A 20,645-nucleotide genomic window follows, 5' to 3' on the forward strand; every position below is an offset into this window, starting at 1 on the left:
AGATAAATTATGTTTAAAATCGTATTCAAATTTATTGTTCTTGTGATTGTTTTTATCGCATTAATTGCGCCTTTTACATTTTTAAAACCTGTTATAACTGACAAAGGACAACAAGATAAGCGTGCGAAACCGATTGTTGTTGAAAAACCGTTACATTCGGTGAAATTACCTAAGTTTAGTAAAATTAGAGACACAAAATTAAAGAAAAAGACTTTTTTTGATTTTCTAAAGCCGGCCATTATTAAAGCTAATAATCAGTTACTGGCTACCCGTAAACAAGTACTAGCAATTCAGCAAAAGTTAACCTTAGCGCAAACCTTAACTAAGGATGAACAAGCATTTTTACGAAAAAATGTACAAAAATACCGTATTACCGGCAAACTTAATAAACAACAGCAAGTGCAAAAGTTGTTACGACGTATAGATATTGTGCCAACCGAATTAGTGCTAGTACAAGCGGCAAATGAATCGGCTTGGGGAACGTCTAGGTTTGCGCGTATTGGTTTGAACTTTTTTGGTTTATGGTGTTATAAAAAGGGCTGTGGCATGGTACCAAATGCACGTGATGAAGATGGTAAACATGAAGTAGCCGCTTTTCAAAGTATTGATACCGCGGTTGAAAAATATTTATATAATATTAATTCACATTATGCTTATGATGTTTTCCGCACCATAAGAGCACAATTAAGAGCGCATCAGCAGCCGTTAAAGCCTGAAATTTTAGCGACAGGCTTGTTACCTTATTCAGAGCGTGGCGCTGACTATGTCTCTGATATTATTGATATGTTACGCCATAATGCGAGATACATTAAAGTAGGTGCTTAAGCGCTGATTAAAAAACTAACCGAATTGAATATCGGTTAGTTTTTTATTTAGTTAACAAAGCTTAACTAAGATCGATCACTTGTAATGGGCTATTTAATAATTCATCTTTAAATTGTTGATTATTCGCAGGGCTTTTGTCTTGAAACTCTTCTCGGTCAAAAGCGATATCGCCGCCATTAATTACCCCTGATGAAGAATTTATTCCTTTAAAATCAAATAACTCAGTATCACACATATGTGAAGGTACTATATTGCGCATGGCTGTAAACATTGACTCTATTCGGCCAGGGTGAGAGCTATCCCAATCATTTAACATTTGTTTAATGTTTTGGCGTTGTAAGTTCGGTTGTGAGCCACAAAGGTTACAAGGAATGATAGGAAACTTTTTTAAACTGGCATATTTTGCTAGATCGGCTTCTTTACAAAAGGCCAGTGGACGAATTACAACATGCTCACCATTATCAGAAACTAGCTTAGCTGGCATTGCTTTCATTTTGCCGCCATAAAACATATTTAACATCAAGGTTTCGATCATATCGTCCCTGTGATGTCCTAAGGCAATTTTTGTTGCCCCTAAATTTTTCGCCGCTTTGTACAAAATGGCCCGACGTAAACGCGAGCATAAACTACAGGTAGTTTTTCCTTCAGGGATTTTATCTTTAACTATAGCGTAAGTATCTTCTTCAATAATTTGGTATTCAACACCTAAGCTAGCTAAATAGTTGGGTAAAATATGCTCAGGAAAACCAGGTTGTTTTTGATCTAAGTTAACTGCCACTATATCAAAATTAATTGGTGCTAAAGTCTTTAATATCAATAAGATGTCAAGTAACGCGTAACTATCTTTGCCGCCAGACAAGCACACCATGATACGATCGCCGTCCTCAATCATGTTATATTCAGCGATAGCTTTACCAACATGACCACGCAACTTTTTTTCAAGTTTTTGTAATTGTGTTTGCTCAGCTTTTGATAATGATTGTATTGCGTCAGACATAATTTCACCCTAAATAAATTCGCGCGAATTATACCTGAACTACTATAACTGACCAATTAAATAATGGCTTTGTTTCTTAAATAAACGCCCATTTACAATGCTTGATCAGTCGGCCAGTGGTGAAATATAACCATCAGGTTTTAAAGCCAATACATCACAATTTAAATTATCAATGACTTGTTCGGCAGTATTGCCAATTAATGCCGCTGAAAAGCCTGTTCTGCCAATTGTACCTAAGATCACTAATTCACAATCTAATGCTTGCGCCATGGATTCAATAACATCTTCGGGTAAGCCTTCTCTAACATGGGTGTTGTCAAGGTCAAAGTTAAAACTTAAAGCATGTTCTCTCATGGCGTCGGTATGATGTGCTTTCATGTTATGACTATATTCAATAGCATTAAACTCAGGGATTTCTATGGCAATATTAACTGGGGTACCAGGGTAAGCGTTAACCAAATGAGCATTAGCATTAATTAATTCCGCTAAATGCACCGCTTCTTCGGTAAGTTTTTTATTAAGGGAAATATGTTCTTCCTCTTCGTTACCTACATTAACAGCCGCTAAAATATTACCATTTTCTGGCCATAGATGATCTTTTACTAATAATACAGGACAAGGGCATTTACGCAGAATATGCCAATCGGTGGGGGTAAAAATAACCGATTTTAATTTGTCATGGTGATGAGTACCTTTAACCACCAGATCAAAGTTATGTGCTAATACTTCTTGAATAATGGCTTCAAAAGGTCGGTTATGCCAAACAACTTTGGTTTTTATATTTAAGTTATCGGCTAAATAATTATCTTCTGGTTGCGTGATTAATTCTTTTAGCCAATTTTCTCTACTTTTGATCACTGACTCACGCATATTTTCGCGTTCTTCATGCGACAACATGGTGGTCATTTCGTAGGAAAAATCAAAAATAGTTAAAAATACGGTGATATTGGCTTGTGTTTTTTTACCTAAGGTAATGGCACGTTTTAACGCTTTTTGTTCTTCATCGTTGGGGTCAACAACGACTAGAATGTTTTGATATTTTTCCATGATTGGCCTCGTTATTTGTCGTTAACTTGCGCTTATGATAATCATTTATTTAATACTATTAGCTAACTTGCCAAGTTTAGGCTAGTTAATATTAAACAATGAAAATCAATTCAATGCTTTAACAAAGTTTAGTTCAAGAACGGCAAAATATCGAAGATATGGCGGGGTTTATACTTAGAAAATGACAAGGAGTTCCCTTAATGCATAAGTTGTCACTAAGTCATTAAGGGAGGAATAAAAAACTATACTTCACCTAGTGTTTTAAGTTCTTCTAAATTATTGATCGTTATGAATTTTCCATTAACATTTAATAAACCTTGTTTATCAAATCGATTTAATAACCGGCTAATGGTTTCTACTGTTAGTCCTAAATAGTTCCCAATATCACCACGTGTCATTGCTAATCTGAATTCATTTGGGGATAAATTACGGGTTTTATAACGAGTACTAAGCATGACAATAAAAGTGGCTAGTCGTTGTTCGGCATTTTTACGATTAAGCAGTGATAACATGTCTTGATCGGTTTTTATTTCTGCACTCATTAGTTTTAAAATTTGTTTACGCAGCTTAGGCATAGTGGCTGATAAGTTATCAAGCGTGTCGTATGGAATTTCACATACCATTGAGGTTTCTAATGCTTGTGCAAAACTTGCATGTTCTGATTGGGCAATTGCGTCAAATCCTAATAAGTCGCCAGGTAAATGAAAACCTGTGATTTGTTCTTCGCCTTGCGCATTAATTGTATAGGTTTTAAAGGTACCGGTACGAATAGCAAACAATGAATGTAGTGCTTCACCATCACTATATATTTTGTCATTTTTATGAACAGGGCGCTTACGATCTATGATTAAATCAAGTTGATCAAGCTCTTGTGCATCTAAAGAATAAGGTAAACATAATTCACTTAAACTACAGCTTTGGCAATGGATATGTTGTCGTCCCGGACATTGATTTGTTTGCATATTTATATCCTCAATAATGTTAAGGCTATTCTATGCAATGCTTTTAATAGATGCAATTGAGTTTAAAGAATTATTAGTTGATAAATTCCAAAGAGAATTAAAGAGATAGCCGATAATTTTTTAAATAACGGGTTGAGCAATAAACTTTTAAAGGAATGTATGCCAAACGATAATGCGATCAGGGCTGGTAATGTACCTAAACCAAAAAAGCACATGATAAGGGCACCTGTGATTGCATCACCACTGGCTAATGACCAAGTTAAGGTGGAATAAACTAAGCCACAAGGTAACCAGCCCCATAACATACCTAAAGCCAGCGCTTTGCGTTTGTTATTAACTGGAATAATTTTTTTACTTAGGGGGGATAGTTTTTGCCAAATACCACGACCTGCTTTTTCAACATAACTTAAGCCCATAAACCATTGGCCAAGATACAAACCCAATAATATTAAAAAAATCGCAGCCACGAAGCGTAAAACATAAAGAGGAAAACCGACGCTATGAATAGCGATGGAACTACTTAAGGCGACAATAAAACCGATAAAACTATAAGAAAAAATACGGCCAAAGTGATAAAAAATTACTAACCAAAATTTACGGTTATTTTGCTGTTTTTGCTCGATAGCACTGGTTAACATGGTGGTTATGCCACCACACATACCTAAGCAGTGACCACTACCGAATAAACCAATGATAAAAGCAGAGAGTAAATCAATCGACATTGTGATCTACAGCGTCACTTATTTTGTTATTTTTAGCCATTGATTTTGTTGTTGCAGAAGGTGCATCTGTTGGCTGTGGTTTTCTATCGGAGCTGTTTACGGTTTTTGGGTTTTGCTGCTCTGCTGTTTTTTCATCATCATATAAAATACTCATACCTTGTTTTTCGAGATCGGTAAATTGTTCGGTTTTAACCGCCCAAAAAAATAAATAAATACCAATAATAGTAAGAATTATCGCGATAGGGATCAAAACATAAATGATGGTCATTTTTTCAATAGCCTTAAAGAATTTGTGACAACTAAAATTGAACTGGCTGACATACCAATAACGGCTAAATACGGAGTAATGTAGCCCATCATCGCAAGCGGTAAAACAATGGCATTGTATGAAAAAGCCCAGCAATAATTTTGAATGATAATGCGTTTTGTTTTATCACCCACTTTTAAACAAGTGAGTAGTGAGGTTAACTGGTTATTCAATAAAATAACATCAGCGCCATTTTTAGCAATATCAGTACCATTGCCCATTGCAAATGATATATGTGCCGCGCTAAATACTGGCGTATCGTTAACACCATCGCCAACCATAGCAATAGGTTGATTAATCTTTTGGATCAGCGCCATTTTTTGTTTTGCTGATAATCCGGCATGGATAGCTGTCATAGGTAATGATTGCGCTAATTTTTGGCATGCATGTTCGCTGTCACCAGAAACCATGTATAAACTTTGTTTCATAGTTTTTAAAGTGGTTAATACTGCATTGGCATCTTCACGTAACTTATCTTGTAAATAAAATACCGCGATTGCTTGCTCGTTTTTCATTAACACACACTGCGCTTCATGATGGCGACTTAGGTTTTCATCACTTAATAACCAGCTGACTTTACCGATGACATAACTGTCTTGATTAATATTGCCGGATACACCTTTACCTGAATGTACGGTAAGATTTTTGCATTGAATATTGTGATCACGATAAACCGAAAAAGCTTTGGCTATTGGATGCTCAGAAGCTGATTCTAACGCAGCAGCAATGGTTAATACTTCTGCTTCATTAATATCTTTGGTTAATATGGTAACTTGTTCGATACTAAACTGACCTGTTGTTAAGGTACCGGTTTTATCAAAAGCAATAGCGGTTATTTGTGGCAAGGTTTCTAAAACATGGCCAGATTTTATCATGATGCCCGCTTTATTAAGCCGAGTGGTTGCACAAGTTAGTGCTGTAGGTGTGGCTAATGACAGAGCACAAGGGCAGGTTGCCACTAAAATAGATAAGGTGATCCAAAATGCTTCTTCAGGTTGATGATTAAGCCAATAAATTGCAGAGCCACTGGCACATAATAGAATGAGCGCCACAAAATATTGAGCTATTTTATCTGATAATACCGCTAATTGAGGTTTATAGTTTTGAGACTTCTCACTTAACCGGATAAGCTGACTTAAAAAACTATCACGGATACTTTTATTAACCTCTATCAGCAAGTTGCTATCGCCATTGATGGTACCGGCAAATACTTTATCACCAAGTGATTTTGTAATTGGTAATTGTTCTCCGGTTAACATCGCTTCATTCAGTTGGCTTTTACCTTGAATGATAAAACCATCGGCGGGAATAGTTTCGCCGGGCTTGATAATAACTTGATCTTTAGTTTGTAACTTTTTGGCCGCAATAATTGTTTCTTTGCCTTCTTGCCAAAGCGTTGCCACCATTGGCATGAGCTTTAATAAATTTGCCGATACTTGTGCGGCTCGAGAGCGAGCTCTAAATTCAAGAAATTTACCTATTAGCAATAAAAACGTAAACATGGCAACCGATTCAAAATACACTTCACCTTGTTGGCTGATCGTTGCCCAACAGCTGGCACTAAACGCTAAGATAATGGCGATAGAAACGGGTACATCCATAGACAAGCGTTTTGCTTTTAGTGCTTTATATGCACCGACATAAAAAGGAAAAGCTCCATAAAGAATGATCGGGGTTGCCAGCAACATGCTAATACCACGTAGGTACACTAAATGATGTTCGTCCATGCCTGAAAAAGCACCAAAATATAAACCTATTGCTATCATCATCACTTGCATCATTAAAATGCCCGAAATACCAAGGCGTTTGATGAAGTTTTTGCTCTGAGTTTGATTTATTTGCTCGGCTTCATTTGCTTTAAAAGGTAGTGCTTGATAACCAATTTTTTCAATGGCGTTAACAATTTCACTTAATTGAATTTTATCTTTTAACCATTTTACCGTTGCTCGTTGGCTAGTCGCATTGACCTCAATTGAGATGATCGCAGGGTTAGGGGTGATCTGTTGTTCAATTAACCAGGCACAAGCTGCGCAGCTAATACCATCAATCGTTAAAATGGTTTCTTTAAATTCACCATCACTGTGGGTAAATTCACTTTGTAATTCATCGTCATCTAATAAACTATGTTGGTTAAGTTGCTCAGGAATTAACGATGCAGATTTTTGCGCCGGTTCGGTTCTAAATTTATAATAATCGGTTAATTGATTATCAACAATGGTTTGTGCCACTGCTTGGCAGCCAATACAACACATGGGTTGTTCGGTATTGTTAATAACAACACTAGCATGGAAATTTGTGGGGACAGGCTCCCCACAATGAAAACACAATAACGGCATTAGTTTGCTTGAATAGGATCAGGAATGATGTCGATAAAATTAGATTGAGGTAATGAAATCACATTTTCAATTTTCCATGTGTTTTCAAATGACGATAAGGTAATTCGCCACTTTCCATCAATATTCTGTTCAATATGATGACGGAATAAACCATTACCATCTTGAGTTAATGCTAAGTAAAAGTCTTTATCAGCTAAGGTCGGATGAAAAAAGCTAACATTTAAAATAGGAAATTCTTTTTCAATACCCGTAGGTTTAATTATTAAGGTATTGTTTTGAAAGCTTAAGGCAAATTTCATCCCTAATTTTTGTGCATGTTTAATCTTGGTTAATTCTTGATTAATCGCTTTGCCTTTTTTGTAATAATCGCCAACAACTAGCGGATCTGGCTCATCATTCGCAATGATGAAAGTTGCAATACCAGCAACAACCGCGCTGAAAGGAAGAAAAAATACTAACCAAGCCCAAGGCTCTTTATACCAACGAGTGATCATTTGACTACATTTTTAACAGAAAATTATGGCGCTTATTGTACTCGTATTCATGAAATTGAACCAATTTATTTATCAAAAACATGATCTAAATAATGATTTTTTTGCTAGGGTCTGTTTATCTTTGTTTAATAATTCAGCTGAGAGATAAAATCGCTTTAATCAAGGCTGAAATTATGTCGTTTAGTCATCTAAACCAATAATTTTTAACGCCGAGTAAAGCGATTTTAGCCTCAGCCCACAGGGCAATGGCTATTTTCTGCGCTAGCTGCATTAGAATTTCACTCGTTTGGAATTTACGCATTTGGAATAAGCAAACAACCTTCATTCTGCTTTGCTATCACTTAAAATAGCCTATTGCTGAAAATATAAACAAAGATCAACAGACCCTAGGGCTGTGCAACTGTTGCAATTGTCTTTGTTGTTACTTGGTATTTGTTATAAAGCAGGGCTGTTGTCATTAGGTTAATTAAGGCAAGAAAATGTAAAATCGTAAAAAGCGGTTAGGAAATGTTGAAAGAAGATGTTTATTACTTCCTAACAGGTAACATCTCGAAACAGCAGCGATAAAAAACGCCCCGAAGGGCGTTTTAAATAACTGAGTTAACTTATTAAAATTTATTAGCTTATTAAAAAGTACAGTTGTTTGGTGTTCTAGGAAATGGAATTACGTCTCTAACGTTTTGCATACCGGTTGCATAAGCCACTAAACGTTCAAAACCTAAACCAAACCCTGCATGTGGTACAGTGCCATAACGACGTAAATCACGATACCAACCATAATCAACAGGATCTAAGCCCATTTCTTCTAGTCGGCTATCTAACACATCTAAACGTTCTTCACGTTGACTACCACCAATAATCTCACCAATACCAGGTGCTAAAATGTCCATCGCCGCAACCGTTTTACCGTCGTCATTTAAACGCATGTAAAATGATTTAATGTCTTTTGGATAATTCTGTAAAACAACCGGGCCGCCAACATGTTCTTCGGCTAAATAACGCTCATGTTCAGAGTTTAAATCAACTCCCCAAGACACTTTATTTTCGAATTTTTTACCACAGTTTAATAATATCTCGATAGCGTCGGTATAATCCATACGTACAAAATCGGTATTAATAACGCTGTTTAAACGATCAATAACTGTTTTATCAACACGTTGTTGGAAAAAGGCAATGTCATCAGCACGTTCTTCTAATACGGCTTTAAAAACATATTTCAACATTTCTTCTGCAAGGTCTGCTGCATCAGCTAAGTCAGCAAAAGCAATTTCTGGTTCAATCATCCAAAATTCAGCTAAGTGACGTGTTGTATTTGAATTTTCAGCACGGAAAGTTGGACCAAAAGTATATACTTTTGATAACGCACTACAGTAAGTTTCAACGTTCAATTGACCCGAAACCGTTAAAAAAGACTCTTTGCCAAAAAAGTCTTGTTTGTAATCAACATTACCTTGTTCGGTTCTTGGTAAGTTTTCCATATCGAGTGTACTAACACGGAACATTTCGCCGGCACCTTCACAGTCACTTGCGGTAATAAGTGGCGTACTGATCCACAAATAACCTTTTGAATGTAAAAAGCGGTGAATTGCTTGTGATAAACAATTACGTACACGTGTTACGGCACCGCCGATATTTGTACGTGGACGTAAATGTGCGTGTTCACGTAAAAATTCAATACTATGACGCTTGGCTGCCATCGGGTAAGTTTCAGGATCATCAACTAAACCATAAACTTGAACAGCGGTAGCTTGAATCTCGAAAGCTTGACCTTGGCCTGGTGATTCGACAAGTATGCCGGTAACTTTTACCGACGCGCCTGTTGTGAGCTTTTGAATTTCACTTTCATAATTATCAAGTTCATTAGGTACAATGGCTTGTATTGCATCAAAACATGAACCGTCATGAACAGCTAAGAATGATATGCCGGCTTTGGAATCACGACGAGTACGGATCCAACCGTTAATAGTAATTTCTTCATTAACTGGGTATTTACCTGCTAATACATCAGTAATAGATATAACTGACATTGATGACCTCTTTCTCAATAATAACTTCAAATTTTAAGGGCTGTTATGTTACCGTGACAATTAACATTAACAAGTAAAACTTAGTAATTTAACGCAATATTTTCGATTTATTTCGCATATATAGATAAAAGAAGAGCGGATATGGTGAAACTTAAAACGAATCGACGGGTATCTCCTGATAAATGGGTGTATTTAATACGCTTGTTAGCGGTATTAAGTTGGCTCGGGTTTATTGTTGCTTTAATCATTTCTTACTATGCAGCACCAGATGATAGCTATGGTTTGTTATTGAGTAAAAATATCCCGATCAGAGAATACTGGCTACATCCGCTCACTAATTATTTGTATTTAGTTTTATGGTTGAGTGCGGCGTTAAGTTTTATTTGCTTTTTACTTACTAAATTACGTTCACGCCGACATGATGACAGTAAGCAATTTAATTTGATTTTATTACTCATCACCATCGCTGCCTGGATCACTTATATTGTTACTTACAGTAATTAGCTTGGCTTTGTAAAATTTATTTGAGTTATTTTCATATACTAATTTTTTCGTTGTTGTATTCCACTTTTTATCTTGATATGTTGAAAAAACATTAAATATTCACGTTGATTTATACATCATAATCGTTGTTATATTTAATGGTAAAAAATAGCTCAATAACATATAAAAAGAAGAATCTCGCTATGAATATCTCTATGAATCAACATGTCGAAAATGTTAATCAAGGAATAGATGATAGACGCCAAGGAGAGCGTAGAAAATCAGCGGATAAATGGATTTATCTTTTAAGAACTTTGGCAGTGTGTAGCTGGCTATTATTTTTTGTCGCTTTACTTATTGCCTATAATACAGTTCCTGAAACCAATGCCGGTTTACATTATTATCTTGAACATCAAGCTAATCATGCTTGGCTCTTAGCACTGAATAATTATTTATATGAAATATTATGGAGCAGTGCTTTTACCAGCTATTTATGCATTGTTTTGTCTAAACATCGCTCTCGCCGTAAAAAAGACACCAAACATTTTAATTTGATGATGTTATTAGCCGTTGCCTTTACTTGGGCAACCTACATGTTGACTTCGTTATAAGACCGAGTTAATAACTAGCAATAATCTTAATGGCAGCATTAAGATTATTGCTTAAAACACGCTTTTTCATCTAATACGGTGGCAATGGCTTTAACTAATTTTATTAATTCTGTTTGCTTTATTATATAAGGCGGCATGATATAAATTAATTTGCCAAAAGGGCGGATCCACACACCTAATTCAACAAAACGTTTTTGTATTTGTGCCACATCAACATTTTGTTCTACTTCAACAACACCAATCGCGCCTAATACTCGTGTATCTTTAACTCGTTGATGATCTTTTAGCGGTATTAAAAACTCGGTTAAACAGGCCTGTATTTGCTGAGTTTGTAACTGCCATTCATTGTTAGCTATTAAATTTAAACTAGCATTGGCAACGGCACAAGCGAGCGGGTTGCCCATAAAGGTTGGGCCGTGCATAAAACAGCTGGCTTCACCTTGGCTGATGGTTGTTGCAATATCATCAGTACATAAAGTGGCTGCTAAACTCATGTAGCCGCCAGTAAGTGCTTTACCTAAACATAGTATGTCGGGTGAAATGTCGGCCCATTCACAAGCGAATAACTTGCCGGTTCTGCCAAAGCCAGTTGCTATTTCATCAACAATTAATAAAACATGGTATTGATCACATAATTGTCGGCAAGCTGCTAAATACTCAGCGTGATAAATGCGCATACCGCCTGCACCTTGCACAATCGGCTCGATGATAAAGGCGGCAATATCTTGATGATGTTGTTCAAAAAACGCGGCAAGTTCTGTTAGCTCACTTTTATCAAACTCACCTTCAAAAGCTGATTGTGGTGCCGGCGCAAAGTGGTTTTTCATTAATACTTTGTCAAAAATTTGATGCATACCATTAACCGGATCACATACCGACATAGCCGCAAAAGTGTCACCGTGATAGCCATTTTTCACGGTTAATAATTTATGTTTGTTTGTTTTTCCTAAACTTTGCCAATATTGTAGTGCCATTTTTATAGCAACTTCTACCGCCACAGAGCCGCTGTCTGAAATAAATACTTTATTTAAAGGTTCAGGTGTTATGTCTATTAATTTTCGACAAAGATCAACCGCAGGTTGATGTGTGATACCACCAAACATGACATGCGCTACTTTATCAACTTGTTTGTGTAGTGCTTCATTTAATGCAGGGTGATTATAACCATGGATCACAGCCCACCATGATGACATGCCATCAATCAATTTTTCACCGCTTGCAAGCTCAAGATAAACTCCTTGCGCTTGAGTTACTTGATAAGCAGGTAAAGGATTTGTCATTGATGTATATGGATGCCAGACATGATTTAGATCAAACTCGGTAATATCTGTTTGTTTATTGCTCATATGTAAACTTGCTATTTAATTTTACGTTGACAAAGAATTTTGGCTGGCTAGACTAACGCCTAATTTCGTTTTATGCAATTTTTGAGAACATATGTCTACTGAAAATAATAGCCGATTAGGTGAAGTAAGAAACAATTGGACCCATGCGGAAGTTCAAGCTTTATTTGAATTACCTTTTAATGACTTAATGTTTAAAGCACAAACTGTTCATCGCCAACATTTTAATGCTAATGAAGTACAAGTAAGTACCTTGTTATCCATTAAAACCGGTGCTTGTCCTGAAGATTGTAAATATTGCTCTCAAAGTTCACGTTATAAAACCGACCTTGAAAAAGAAAAATTAATGGAAGTTGAAAAAGTGTTAGAAGCAGCGCAAGCCGCTAAATCACAAGGTTCAACCCGTTTTTGTATGGGCGCAGCATGGCGTAATCCAAAAGAGCGCGATATGCCTTACGTGATTGAAATGATCAAAGGGGTTAAAGCGTTAGGATTAGAAAGCTGTATGACCTTAGGTATGTTATCTGAATCACAAGCTAAAGAGTTAGGTGAAGCGGGTTTAGATTATTACAACCACAACTTAGATACTTCAGCTGAGCATTACAACCAAATTATTACTACGCGTAAATATCAAGATCGGTTAGATACCTTAGATAATGTTCGTGCCGGTGGTATGAAAGTGTGTAGTGGCGGTATTTTGGGTTTAGGTGAACAAGCCAAAGATCGTACTTCGTTATTAGTACAACTTGCTAATTTATCACCACAACCTGAAAGTGTGCCAATTAACAAGTTAGTTAAAATTGAAGGTACCCCGTTATCTGATGTTGATGATTTAGATGAATTCGACTTTATTCGTAATATTGCGGTAGCTCGGATTATTATGCCTAAGTCACATGTTCGATTATCAGCTGGCCGTAATGAAATGAATGAGCAAATGCAATCGCTATGTTTCTTAGCGGGTGCAAATTCAATATTTTTTGGTTGTAAATTATTAACTACCCAAAACCCTGAAACTAATAAAGATGTTTTATTGTTTAAAAAGTTAGGCATTAATACGGAAACGATTGCACAATCAGAAGAAGCTGAAGCAATTGCGGCAAAAGCTATTACAACCGCTATTATCGATAAAGAAAATAGTGATTTGTTTTATAACGCCGACGCATAACATCGTTTATTTTATATTATTGCTTTATAAACGATAATTACCATGGCCTTTGAGCATATTGCTGCGCAATTACAACAACAAACTGAGCTGGCGCGTTATCGTCAGCGCTTTTGTTTGGAAAAAATATCAGGTCAAAATATTCTTGTTGATGGCAAAGCCTATATTAACTTTTCATCGAATGATTATTTAGGCCTAAATCAGCACCCAGAATTATTAGCCGCATTTCAACAGGGCATAGACACTTATGGTCTATGCGCGACCGGCTCTAATTTGATCACTGGTTATCATAAAGCACATCAAGTATTAGAAGATAATATTTGTCAGTGGCTTAATAAAGAAAGTTGTTTATTATTCACCAGTGGTTTTTCCGCTAATAGTGGTGTTTTACAAGCGTTAGCTACAAGTGATAGCCAATTTTTTCTGGATAAATTAAGCCATGCTTCATTAATTGATGGTGCATTAACCAGTTCAGCACAAACACGCCGATTTTTACATAATGACCTTCAGCAACTTGAGCAATTATTAGCTAAATCAAGCAGTCAAAATAAGCTTATTGTATCGGAAGGTGTATTTAGTATGGATGGTGATCAGGCACCGGTGCATGATTTAATAAATTTAGCTCAAAAATATCAATCTTGGCTATATTTAGATGATGCACATAGCATTGGTGTGGTTGGTGAGCAAGGGCAAGGCAGTGCAAGTTATTGTGGTAGCAAGGATATTGATATTGTTATGGCTACCTTTGGTAAAGCGGTAGCCACCTCTGGCGCATTTATCGCTTGTTCTGCCGAATTAAAAGAGTATTTGCTTAACTTTTGTCGGCATTATATTTACACAACGGCAATGTCTCCAGCACTTGCGATGGCAACAAATGCTAGTATTGAATTAATAAAAAAAGATCATTGGCGGCGTGAAAAAATTCAACAATTGAGTGCATTATTTATTGAATTACTCGATTGTGACCTTGAGGTTTTACCAACCCAATCATCGATACATGCGTTAGTTATTGGTGATGAAAATAAAACATTAAATATTGCCAAAAAGATGAAAGAACAGGGCTATTGGTTAACAGCGATACGTCCACCAACCGTACCTAGAAATAGCTCTAGGTTACGCGTTACTATTTGTGCTGATCATAATGATAATGATATCAAAGGATTAGCCTTAGCTTTAAATAAGGTTTTAAACTAGTGCCGCATTCTGCACAACAGATAAAAATAGCCCGTTCATTTGGTGCTGCATCAAATTCTTATGACACATCCGCGCGTTTACAACGTTATAGCGGCAAACATTTGATGCCATATTTACCAAATAGAAACGATTTAACCGTGGTTGATCTTGGCTCAGGTACCGGTTTTTTTACTGAGATTTTAGCAGGGAAATTTCAACAGGTATTTGGTGTTGATATTTCACAAGAAATGTTAAATTTTGCCAAGGCGAATCGCGAGCATGATATTACTTGGTTAGCAGGTAATGCTAATAGTTTACCCTTTCAAAGCAATAGCATTGATTTAATATATTCTAACTTGATGATCCAATGGTGCCAGCCATTAGATGTGGCAGTGCAAGAGATATTAAGGGTATTAAAACCTGGCGGATTATTTGTTTTTTCAACCCTTAGCCAAGGCACTTTATTTGAATTAAAGTCATCTTGGGCGCAAGTAGACAATGATAAACATGTCATCGACTTTTTAAGCGAAGCTCAACTAGAACATACTTTTAATACAAATCAATCACGCTTGATTAAACAAAATAGCCAAGACATTGTTTTAGAATACGAAAATGTTTTGCATTTAGCGCGAGAATTAAAAGGCTTAGGAGCCAATCAAGTACCAAATAAACTAAATAAAGGTTTAGCCGGTAAAGATAAATGGCAAAAAATGATGACTGCTTACGAAGATTTTTTAGAGCCAAGTGGCATTTATCCGGCAACTTATAAAGTTTTTTCTGGCTTGTTAGTAAAATTAAACGATTAAAACAATAATAAAATTCATGGCTAAAACAACACCAGCATCGTCAAATGTGACATTGACACAACCACAACATTTATTTATTACGGCTACCGATACCGATGCCGGTAAAACTTATATCGCTGTTGGTTTAACAAAAAGTTTAGTTAAAAAAGGCTTTAAAGTGGCGGTGTATAAACCGATCGCCGCCGGTTGTGAATTAAGTCAGATCAGCGAAGATCGGAATGCACCATCCCAACTGGTTAATGAAGATGCATTGTTACTACAACAGGCGAGTAATTGTCAGCAACCGTATCAAGCGGTTAATCCGATAGCTTTTGAAGAGCCGATCGCACCGCATATTGCAGCGTTAAAACATAATACGGTTATTGACCAAGATAAAATTGTTGCAGGTTATCATCAGCTTAATGGTGATATTAATATTATTGAAGGTGCTGGCGGCTGGCGCTTACCTTTAGGTAATGGCCATTTTTTATCTGATATTGTCAAAGCCCTAAAGCCGAAAGTGATCTTAGTGGTTAATATGAAGCTGGGGTGTTTAAATCACGCGGTGTTAACTTACCAAAGTATTATTGCCGATGGCTTAAATTGTGTTGCTTGGATCGCAAATAATCAGGAAAACATGCCATATTTAGCTGAAAATATTGCTGAATTGACGGCTATATTACCAATTCCTTGTTTAGCTACCATCAACCAGCATGATGATTTAGAGCAAGCTACAGCTATGCTTTTAGAACATTTAACTTAACTGAGCCTAACTGACTAATAAAGCGCTGTTGACTGATACTTTGTTATACTAAATTTTCAAATAGTCGCTGAAGTATTTTTTAAGCAGTATGAAAGCTGTAATAAGTTTTTACACTTTTTCCATCAAGTTCATTTATTTTAATTCACATTTCTTCATACTTGTCTTGCCAACGATATTACTTAACCTTTACATTAAATAGGTATTTACCATTTAAAATTTAGGGAAGTAAAAATGAAATTAGAATCTCTAGCACTTCATCACGGCTATAGCTCGGAAGCAACCACTAAAGCTGCTGCGGTACCTATTTACCAAACCACTTCGTATACTTTTGATAATACTCAGCATGGTGCTGATCTTTTTGATCTAAAAGTGGCTGGCAATATTTATACTCGAATAATGAATCCGACAACCGATGTTTTAGAGCAGCGTTTAACTGCGATGGAAGGTGGGATTGGCGGTTTAGCTGTAGCTTCTGGCATGGCTGCGATCACTTATGCTATTCAATGTATTTGCGAAGTGGGTGATAACATTATTAGTACTAGCCAATTATACGGTGGTACTTATAACTTGTTTGCCCATACCTTGCCTAAACAAGGAATTGAAACTCGATTGTTATCACACGATGATTTCGACGGTTTTGAAAAAGCGATTGATGCCAACACCAAAGCGATTTTTTGTGAATCCATTGGTAACCCTGCCGGTAACATAGTTGATATTAAACGATTATCTGAAATAGCGCATAAACATGGTGTTCCGGTAATTGTTGATAATACAGTGGCAACACCTTATTTATGTCGTCCTTTTGAATTAGGTGCTGACATTGTTGTTCATTCATTAACAAAATATATCGGAGGTCATGGTACTTCTATTGGTGGCATGATCATCGACTCAGGTAAATTTGATTGGGTTGCCAATAAAGCACGTTTTCCAGTATTGAATGAACCTGATCCGTCATATCATGGCGTTGTCTATACAGAAGCATTAGGACCGGCAGCTTACATTGGTCGTTGTCGAGTAGTACCACTAAGAAATACCGGTGCGGCTATTTCACCTATGAATGCTTTTCAAATCTTACAAGGGTTAGAAACGTTAGGTTTACGCATGGAAAGACATTGTGAAAATGCTGAAAAATTAGCAGCATTTTTAACGAGTCATGAAAAAATTACTTGGGTAAATTATGCCGCTTTACCTAGCAGCCCATATTATGATGTTTGCCAAAAAGTATCAGGCGGTAAAGCCTCTGGTATTTTAAGTTTTGGTGTAAAAGGTGGCTTAGTTGCTGGCGGTCAATTTATTGATGCCTTACAGATGATTTTGAGATTGGTGAATATTGGTGATGCTAAATCTTTAGCATGTCATCCTGCTACTACAACACATAGACAATTAAACCCAGAGGAACTTGCAAAAGCAGGTGTTAGTGAAGACCTAGTAAGAATATCGGTAGGGATTGAAAATATCGATGATATTATTGCTGATGTTAGTCAGGCGTTAGATAAAGTATCATAAGTTAACCAGTAAACGTTTTTAAAAAGCCAACGAGATTATCGTTGGCTTTTTTATTTATGTTGTTCAATAAGCTTAATTTCAAAATCATTTAAGAAATAAACCCAGCTAAAATCATCAATTTATTTTTGCAATAAACTCAAACAAGCGGCAGCGATAAAACCTGATCTGGTTTTATGCTCATGTGATTTACTCACCCGATCATCAATTTGTTTAATTAACAACTCCGGCAAGGTGACATTAATTTTATGACTTCGTCCTAAATAGGGGGTGATGTCTATTTCAATAATTGCCCAGACACCATTTTTAAAATTTAACTGGTGTTCATCAATATTTTTTCCATTGGGGATCGCTTCACCATATTCAGCCAAAATGGTTAGGTGATCTTCAATTGCTATTTTTATCTCATCAAAGCCCACCGATAACGAACGACTTTTTACTTGGCAACCGGGTAAATCAGGCACGCTAACTTGATAACTATTTTCATTCTCTAGCGGGCTAAAAAGTATTGGGTATTTCATTATTTACTCCTGTCAAAACACAAAATCATAATAACCCTAACAACCCTAAATGTAAATGCCATAATAACTCCAACAACCCTGTATACCCGAATAAAAACAACCCCAATAACCCTTGTTGTCATAAATAAAGGGCTCTGATAACTCCGTTTATGTTTTGTGTGAACGCTTACTTATATTTTCAATCTTTTAAAATGGTTAGTATGGTTTAGCTAGGTAGTTGAGCTAATTGAAAATAATTTAGGGTTGTTAGAGTTGTTATTTTAAGGTGGTTATTGATAGTGAAATAAACCTTATACTCATGTTTTAGATACTTGAGTGGTTAGCTAGGGCTTATCAATAGTGGTAAAAATTTGTGTTGAGTTAGGAAATATTTAAAATTGAAGCTGTAAAAAAAGGGCGTTACTGGGCTAATTTAACTTTAGAATATGAACTGAAAATTTAATGATTATTTAATTTTCTGACTCGTTAATTAAAACTTGCAGTGTTAACTAAATTTAAATTAACGCGTATTAGCTAAGAAATAAATCAAAGTTTGAAGAGTAATTTTTGATGAAATTGCGCTGGCTAATAATGCGGTATTTTTTGTGGTTTAGTTTAGGGTCTGTTGATCTTTGTTTAATAATTCAGCTGAGAGATAAAACAAAAATCAATAGACCCTAATGAGAAATGAGAACGGGAAATAAAATTTAGTGACAAAAAAGCCAGCAATTTGCTGGCTTAATAACATCTCATAAATTAATAATCATGACATGATCAACTTATGAATAAAATCTTTTGTAATTAACGTGCGCGGAAAATAATGCGACCTTTCGATAAATCGTAAGGTGTTAATTCTACTGTCACTTTATCGCCAGTTAGAATTCGGATGTAATTTTTGCGCATTTTACCTGAAATATGAGCAGTTACAACGTGGCCATTTTCAAGTTCAACACGGAACATAGTGTTAGGTAGAGTATCTAAAACTGTACCTTGCATTTCAATATTTTCTTCTTTCGCCATTGGGCGGTTAACCTCTATTATTGTACGTTTAATTTTAGCTGCGCAGATCATGCCCAAATCAACGGCCAATGTAAAGGCTAAGCGGTTATTTATTTGTCGTTTTCCACTTATTGTCGACTAATTTTTGATGTGGGTAATATCTGTCTTTGTAATTCATCTTCTGACAAGCATCAATTTGGTAACCTAAATAAAGATATTTTCTGTTTAAAATTTGAGTTTGCTCTATTTGTTTTAAAATAGAAAAAACACCTAAACCCGATTTACGATAGCTCGGATCATAAAAAGTGTATACCGCTGATAATGCATCGGCTAAGTCATCAGTTACGGCAACTGAAATTAATTTATCTTGATCCCAAACTTCCATAAAAAGTTGTTTGGTAATATTACAAGTAATAAAACTTGCATACTGCTGATAATTAGCCGGATACATTGAACCGTCACTATGTAAGGTATTAATGTAGTTTTCGTATAACGGATAATAGTTATCTTGAATGCTGTCAGAAAATTTAACCTCAAAATGCTGATTTTTCTTCAATAAGCGTTTTTGGCTTTTAGAAGGTATAAACTCTTGTGCTAATACCCGTAATGATTGGCAAGCATGGCATTGCAAACAATGTGGCCGATATATTTGATCGCCGCTACGACGAAAGCCTTCATGCATAAGCCATGAATAATGCTGACTGTTATGTAAACGTTCATCAACGGCAACTAATAATCGTTCTTTTTGCTCAGGTAGATAATTACAGTCGAAGTTACCAGTAATACCGAACTTTAAATTTTCATTCATAACTTAATCATATATGAGAATAGCTTGGAGATAAAAGTTTCCAACGTCTTATTGCGCATTCAAGTGGCTTAGATTAATCATCCTTGGTTGCCAAAAATCTTGATTTGGCAAAATAGTTAAACTGTGCTGTTTTTGTTGAATGAACTGTGCTCGTGATACTTCAATGCAGCCCATAGAAGCAAGAAAAGGGTTTATCAGCTGGCAATCAATAAATTTTACGCCGATTGATTTAAGTAAGCTTGCTAAAGCAACTAATGCGACTTTTGATGCATTGCTTTGTGTATAAAACATTGACTCGCCGGAGAAAAATCCGTTGATAGCAACACCGTATAAACCACCAACTAAGGTTTGTTCTTGCCAAACTTCAATTGAGTGGGCATAACCTTGCTGATGTAAATTAATATAGGCTTGCTGCATATCATCAACAATCCAAGTGGCTTCTTGTTTTCGAAACGGCGCGTCAGCACAATAATCAATAACTTCTTCAAAAGCATGGTTGATAGTCACTCGAAAGGTGTCACGTTTTAATACTTTTTTTAAAGTTTTGTTGATCACTATGTTGTCAATAGGAATGATTGCTCGGGGATCTGGGCTCCACCACATGATCGGCTCGCCATCACTGTACCAAGGAAAAATACCATCATGGTAAGCATTAATTAAACGAGGGATTGATAAATCACCATCAAAGGCAAGTAAACCATTGGGATCTTTAAGAGCAAGATCAGGGGAGGGAAAAGTCAGATCATTGTCATTAAGTTGATAAATGATCCGACTCATAAATTAAATGCCTAGTTACTA

The 20,645-nt window shown here is 36.1% G+C and carries 22 protein-coding genes; 8 read left to right on the forward strand and 14 right to left on the reverse strand.

The annotated features are described in order from the left end of the window. Positions 1–9 precede the first annotated feature (9 nt). The gene (locus ACSLUO_RS15615) at positions 10–825 is read left to right on the forward strand and encodes a glucosaminidase domain-containing protein (protein ID WP_448249909.1); all 816 of its coding nucleotides are present in this window, start codon (positions 10–12) and stop codon (positions 823–825) included. 61 nt (positions 826–886) lie between these two features. Here the strand turns inward: ACSLUO_RS15615 and ttcA are convergent, their stop codons facing one another. From ttcA to asnS, 9 genes are all read right to left on the reverse strand, one after another. Continuing rightward, positions 887–1,822, reverse strand: a complete 936-nt coding sequence (ttcA, locus tag ACSLUO_RS15620; RefSeq protein WP_448249910.1) for a tRNA 2-thiocytidine(32) synthetase TtcA — start codon at positions 1,820–1,822, stop codon at positions 887–889. 105 nt (positions 1,823–1,927) lie between these two features. Continuing rightward, a complete protein-coding gene (gene uspE / locus ACSLUO_RS15625; RefSeq protein ID WP_448249912.1) occupies positions 1,928–2,869 on the reverse strand; it encodes a universal stress protein UspE in 942 nt (313 codons plus the stop codon). Positions 2,870–3,111: 242 nt separating this feature from the next. Continuing rightward, positions 3,112–3,831, reverse strand: a complete 720-nt coding sequence (locus ACSLUO_RS15630; RefSeq protein ID WP_448249913.1) for a fumarate/nitrate reduction transcriptional regulator Fnr — start codon at positions 3,829–3,831, stop codon at positions 3,112–3,114. A 62-nt stretch (positions 3,832–3,893) separates the two neighbouring features. After that, positions 3,894–4,553 (reverse strand): sulfite exporter TauE/SafE family protein, encoded by a 660-nt coding sequence (locus ACSLUO_RS15635; RefSeq protein WP_448249914.1) that lies wholly within the window; start codon positions 4,551–4,553, stop codon positions 3,894–3,896. After that, on the reverse strand, positions 4,543–4,821 hold the full coding sequence (ccoS, locus tag ACSLUO_RS15640) for a cbb3-type cytochrome oxidase assembly protein CcoS (protein ID WP_448249915.1): 279 nt from the start codon (positions 4,819–4,821) through the stop codon (positions 4,543–4,545). Before ccoS ends, ACSLUO_RS15635 begins: the two co-directional genes overlap by 11 nt. Beyond that, entirely contained in the window at positions 4,818–7,196 is a 2,379-nt protein-coding gene (locus ACSLUO_RS15645) for a heavy metal translocating P-type ATPase (RefSeq protein ID WP_448249916.1), read from the reverse strand. The genes ccoS and ACSLUO_RS15645 overlap by 4 nt, the downstream gene beginning before the upstream one ends. Continuing rightward, a complete protein-coding gene (locus tag ACSLUO_RS15650) occupies positions 7,196–7,690 on the reverse strand; it encodes a FixH family protein (RefSeq protein ID WP_448249918.1) in 495 nt (164 codons plus the stop codon). The genes ACSLUO_RS15645 and ACSLUO_RS15650 overlap by 1 nt, the downstream gene beginning before the upstream one ends. Before the next feature lie 184 nt (positions 7,691–7,874). Continuing rightward, positions 7,875–8,015, reverse strand: a complete 141-nt coding sequence (locus ACSLUO_RS15655) for a hypothetical protein (protein ID WP_448249919.1) — start codon at positions 8,013–8,015, stop codon at positions 7,875–7,877. A gap of 301 nt (positions 8,016–8,316) precedes the next feature. After that, positions 8,317–9,717: an asparagine--tRNA ligase gene (asnS, locus tag ACSLUO_RS15660; protein ID WP_448249920.1), complete on the reverse strand. Its 1,401-nt coding sequence runs from the start codon at positions 9,715–9,717 to the stop codon at positions 8,317–8,319. 141 nt (positions 9,718–9,858) lie between these two features. Between asnS and ACSLUO_RS15665 the strand changes: the two genes are divergently transcribed. Continuing rightward, the gene (locus ACSLUO_RS15665; protein WP_448249921.1) at positions 9,859–10,221 is read left to right on the forward strand and encodes a hypothetical protein; all 363 of its coding nucleotides are present in this window, start codon (positions 9,859–9,861) and stop codon (positions 10,219–10,221) included. Positions 10,222–10,403: 182 nt separating this feature from the next. Next, positions 10,404–10,811 (forward strand): hypothetical protein, encoded by a 408-nt coding sequence (locus ACSLUO_RS15670; protein WP_448249922.1) that lies wholly within the window; start codon positions 10,404–10,406, stop codon positions 10,809–10,811. 44 nt (positions 10,812–10,855) lie between these two features. Here ACSLUO_RS15670 and bioA read toward each other — a convergent pair whose 3' ends face one another. After that, a complete protein-coding gene (gene bioA, locus ACSLUO_RS15675; protein ID WP_448249923.1) occupies positions 10,856–12,157 on the reverse strand; it encodes an adenosylmethionine--8-amino-7-oxononanoate transaminase in 1,302 nt (433 codons plus the stop codon). Between the two features lie 91 nt (positions 12,158–12,248). Here bioA and bioB point away from each other — a divergent pair, with 91 nt between their 5' ends. The 5 genes from bioB to ACSLUO_RS15700 all read left to right on the forward strand — a co-directional run bounded on the left by bioB (position 12,249) and on the right by ACSLUO_RS15700 (position 17,543). After that, positions 12,249–13,319 (forward strand): biotin synthase BioB, encoded by a 1,071-nt coding sequence (gene bioB, locus ACSLUO_RS15680; protein WP_448249925.1) that lies wholly within the window; start codon positions 12,249–12,251, stop codon positions 13,317–13,319. Positions 13,320–13,361: 42 nt separating this feature from the next. Beyond that, on the forward strand, positions 13,362–14,510 hold the full coding sequence (gene bioF / locus ACSLUO_RS15685) for an 8-amino-7-oxononanoate synthase (RefSeq protein ID WP_448249927.1): 1,149 nt from the start codon (positions 13,362–13,364) through the stop codon (positions 14,508–14,510). Beyond that, the gene (bioC, locus tag ACSLUO_RS15690) at positions 14,510–15,295 is read left to right on the forward strand and encodes a malonyl-ACP O-methyltransferase BioC (RefSeq protein WP_448249929.1); all 786 of its coding nucleotides are present in this window, start codon (positions 14,510–14,512) and stop codon (positions 15,293–15,295) included. Before bioF ends, bioC begins: the two co-directional genes overlap by 1 nt. A gap of 16 nt (positions 15,296–15,311) precedes the next feature. Continuing rightward, complete coding sequence (gene bioD, locus ACSLUO_RS15695) at positions 15,312–16,037, forward strand: dethiobiotin synthase (protein ID WP_448249931.1); 726 nt, start codon at positions 15,312–15,314, stop codon at positions 16,035–16,037. 231 nt (positions 16,038–16,268) lie between these two features. Next, entirely contained in the window at positions 16,269–17,543 is a 1,275-nt protein-coding gene (locus tag ACSLUO_RS15700; RefSeq protein WP_448249932.1) for an O-acetylhomoserine aminocarboxypropyltransferase/cysteine synthase family protein, read from the forward strand. A gap of 119 nt (positions 17,544–17,662) precedes the next feature. On the opposite strand, the gene ACSLUO_RS15705 is transcribed toward ACSLUO_RS15700, so the two are convergent. From ACSLUO_RS15705 to aat, 4 genes are all read right to left on the reverse strand, one after another. Then, positions 17,663–18,061 carry a type II toxin-antitoxin system HicB family antitoxin gene (locus tag ACSLUO_RS15705; protein WP_448249934.1) on the reverse strand — a complete coding sequence of 133 codons (399 nt, stop codon included), beginning with the start codon at positions 18,059–18,061 and terminating at the stop codon, positions 17,663–17,665. Positions 18,062–18,841: 780 nt separating this feature from the next. Then, positions 18,842–19,060, reverse strand: a complete 219-nt coding sequence (infA, locus tag ACSLUO_RS15710; protein ID WP_011043571.1) for a translation initiation factor IF-1 — start codon at positions 19,058–19,060, stop codon at positions 18,842–18,844. Between the two features lie 85 nt (positions 19,061–19,145). Continuing rightward, entirely contained in the window at positions 19,146–19,847 is a 702-nt protein-coding gene (locus ACSLUO_RS15715) for an arginyltransferase (protein WP_448249937.1), read from the reverse strand. A 48-nt stretch (positions 19,848–19,895) separates the two neighbouring features. Beyond that, a complete protein-coding gene (aat, locus tag ACSLUO_RS15720) occupies positions 19,896–20,624 on the reverse strand; it encodes a leucyl/phenylalanyl-tRNA--protein transferase (RefSeq protein ID WP_448249939.1) in 729 nt (242 codons plus the stop codon). Positions 20,625–20,645 lie beyond the last annotated feature (21 nt).

The organism is Thalassotalea agariperforans (assembly GCF_053470345.1).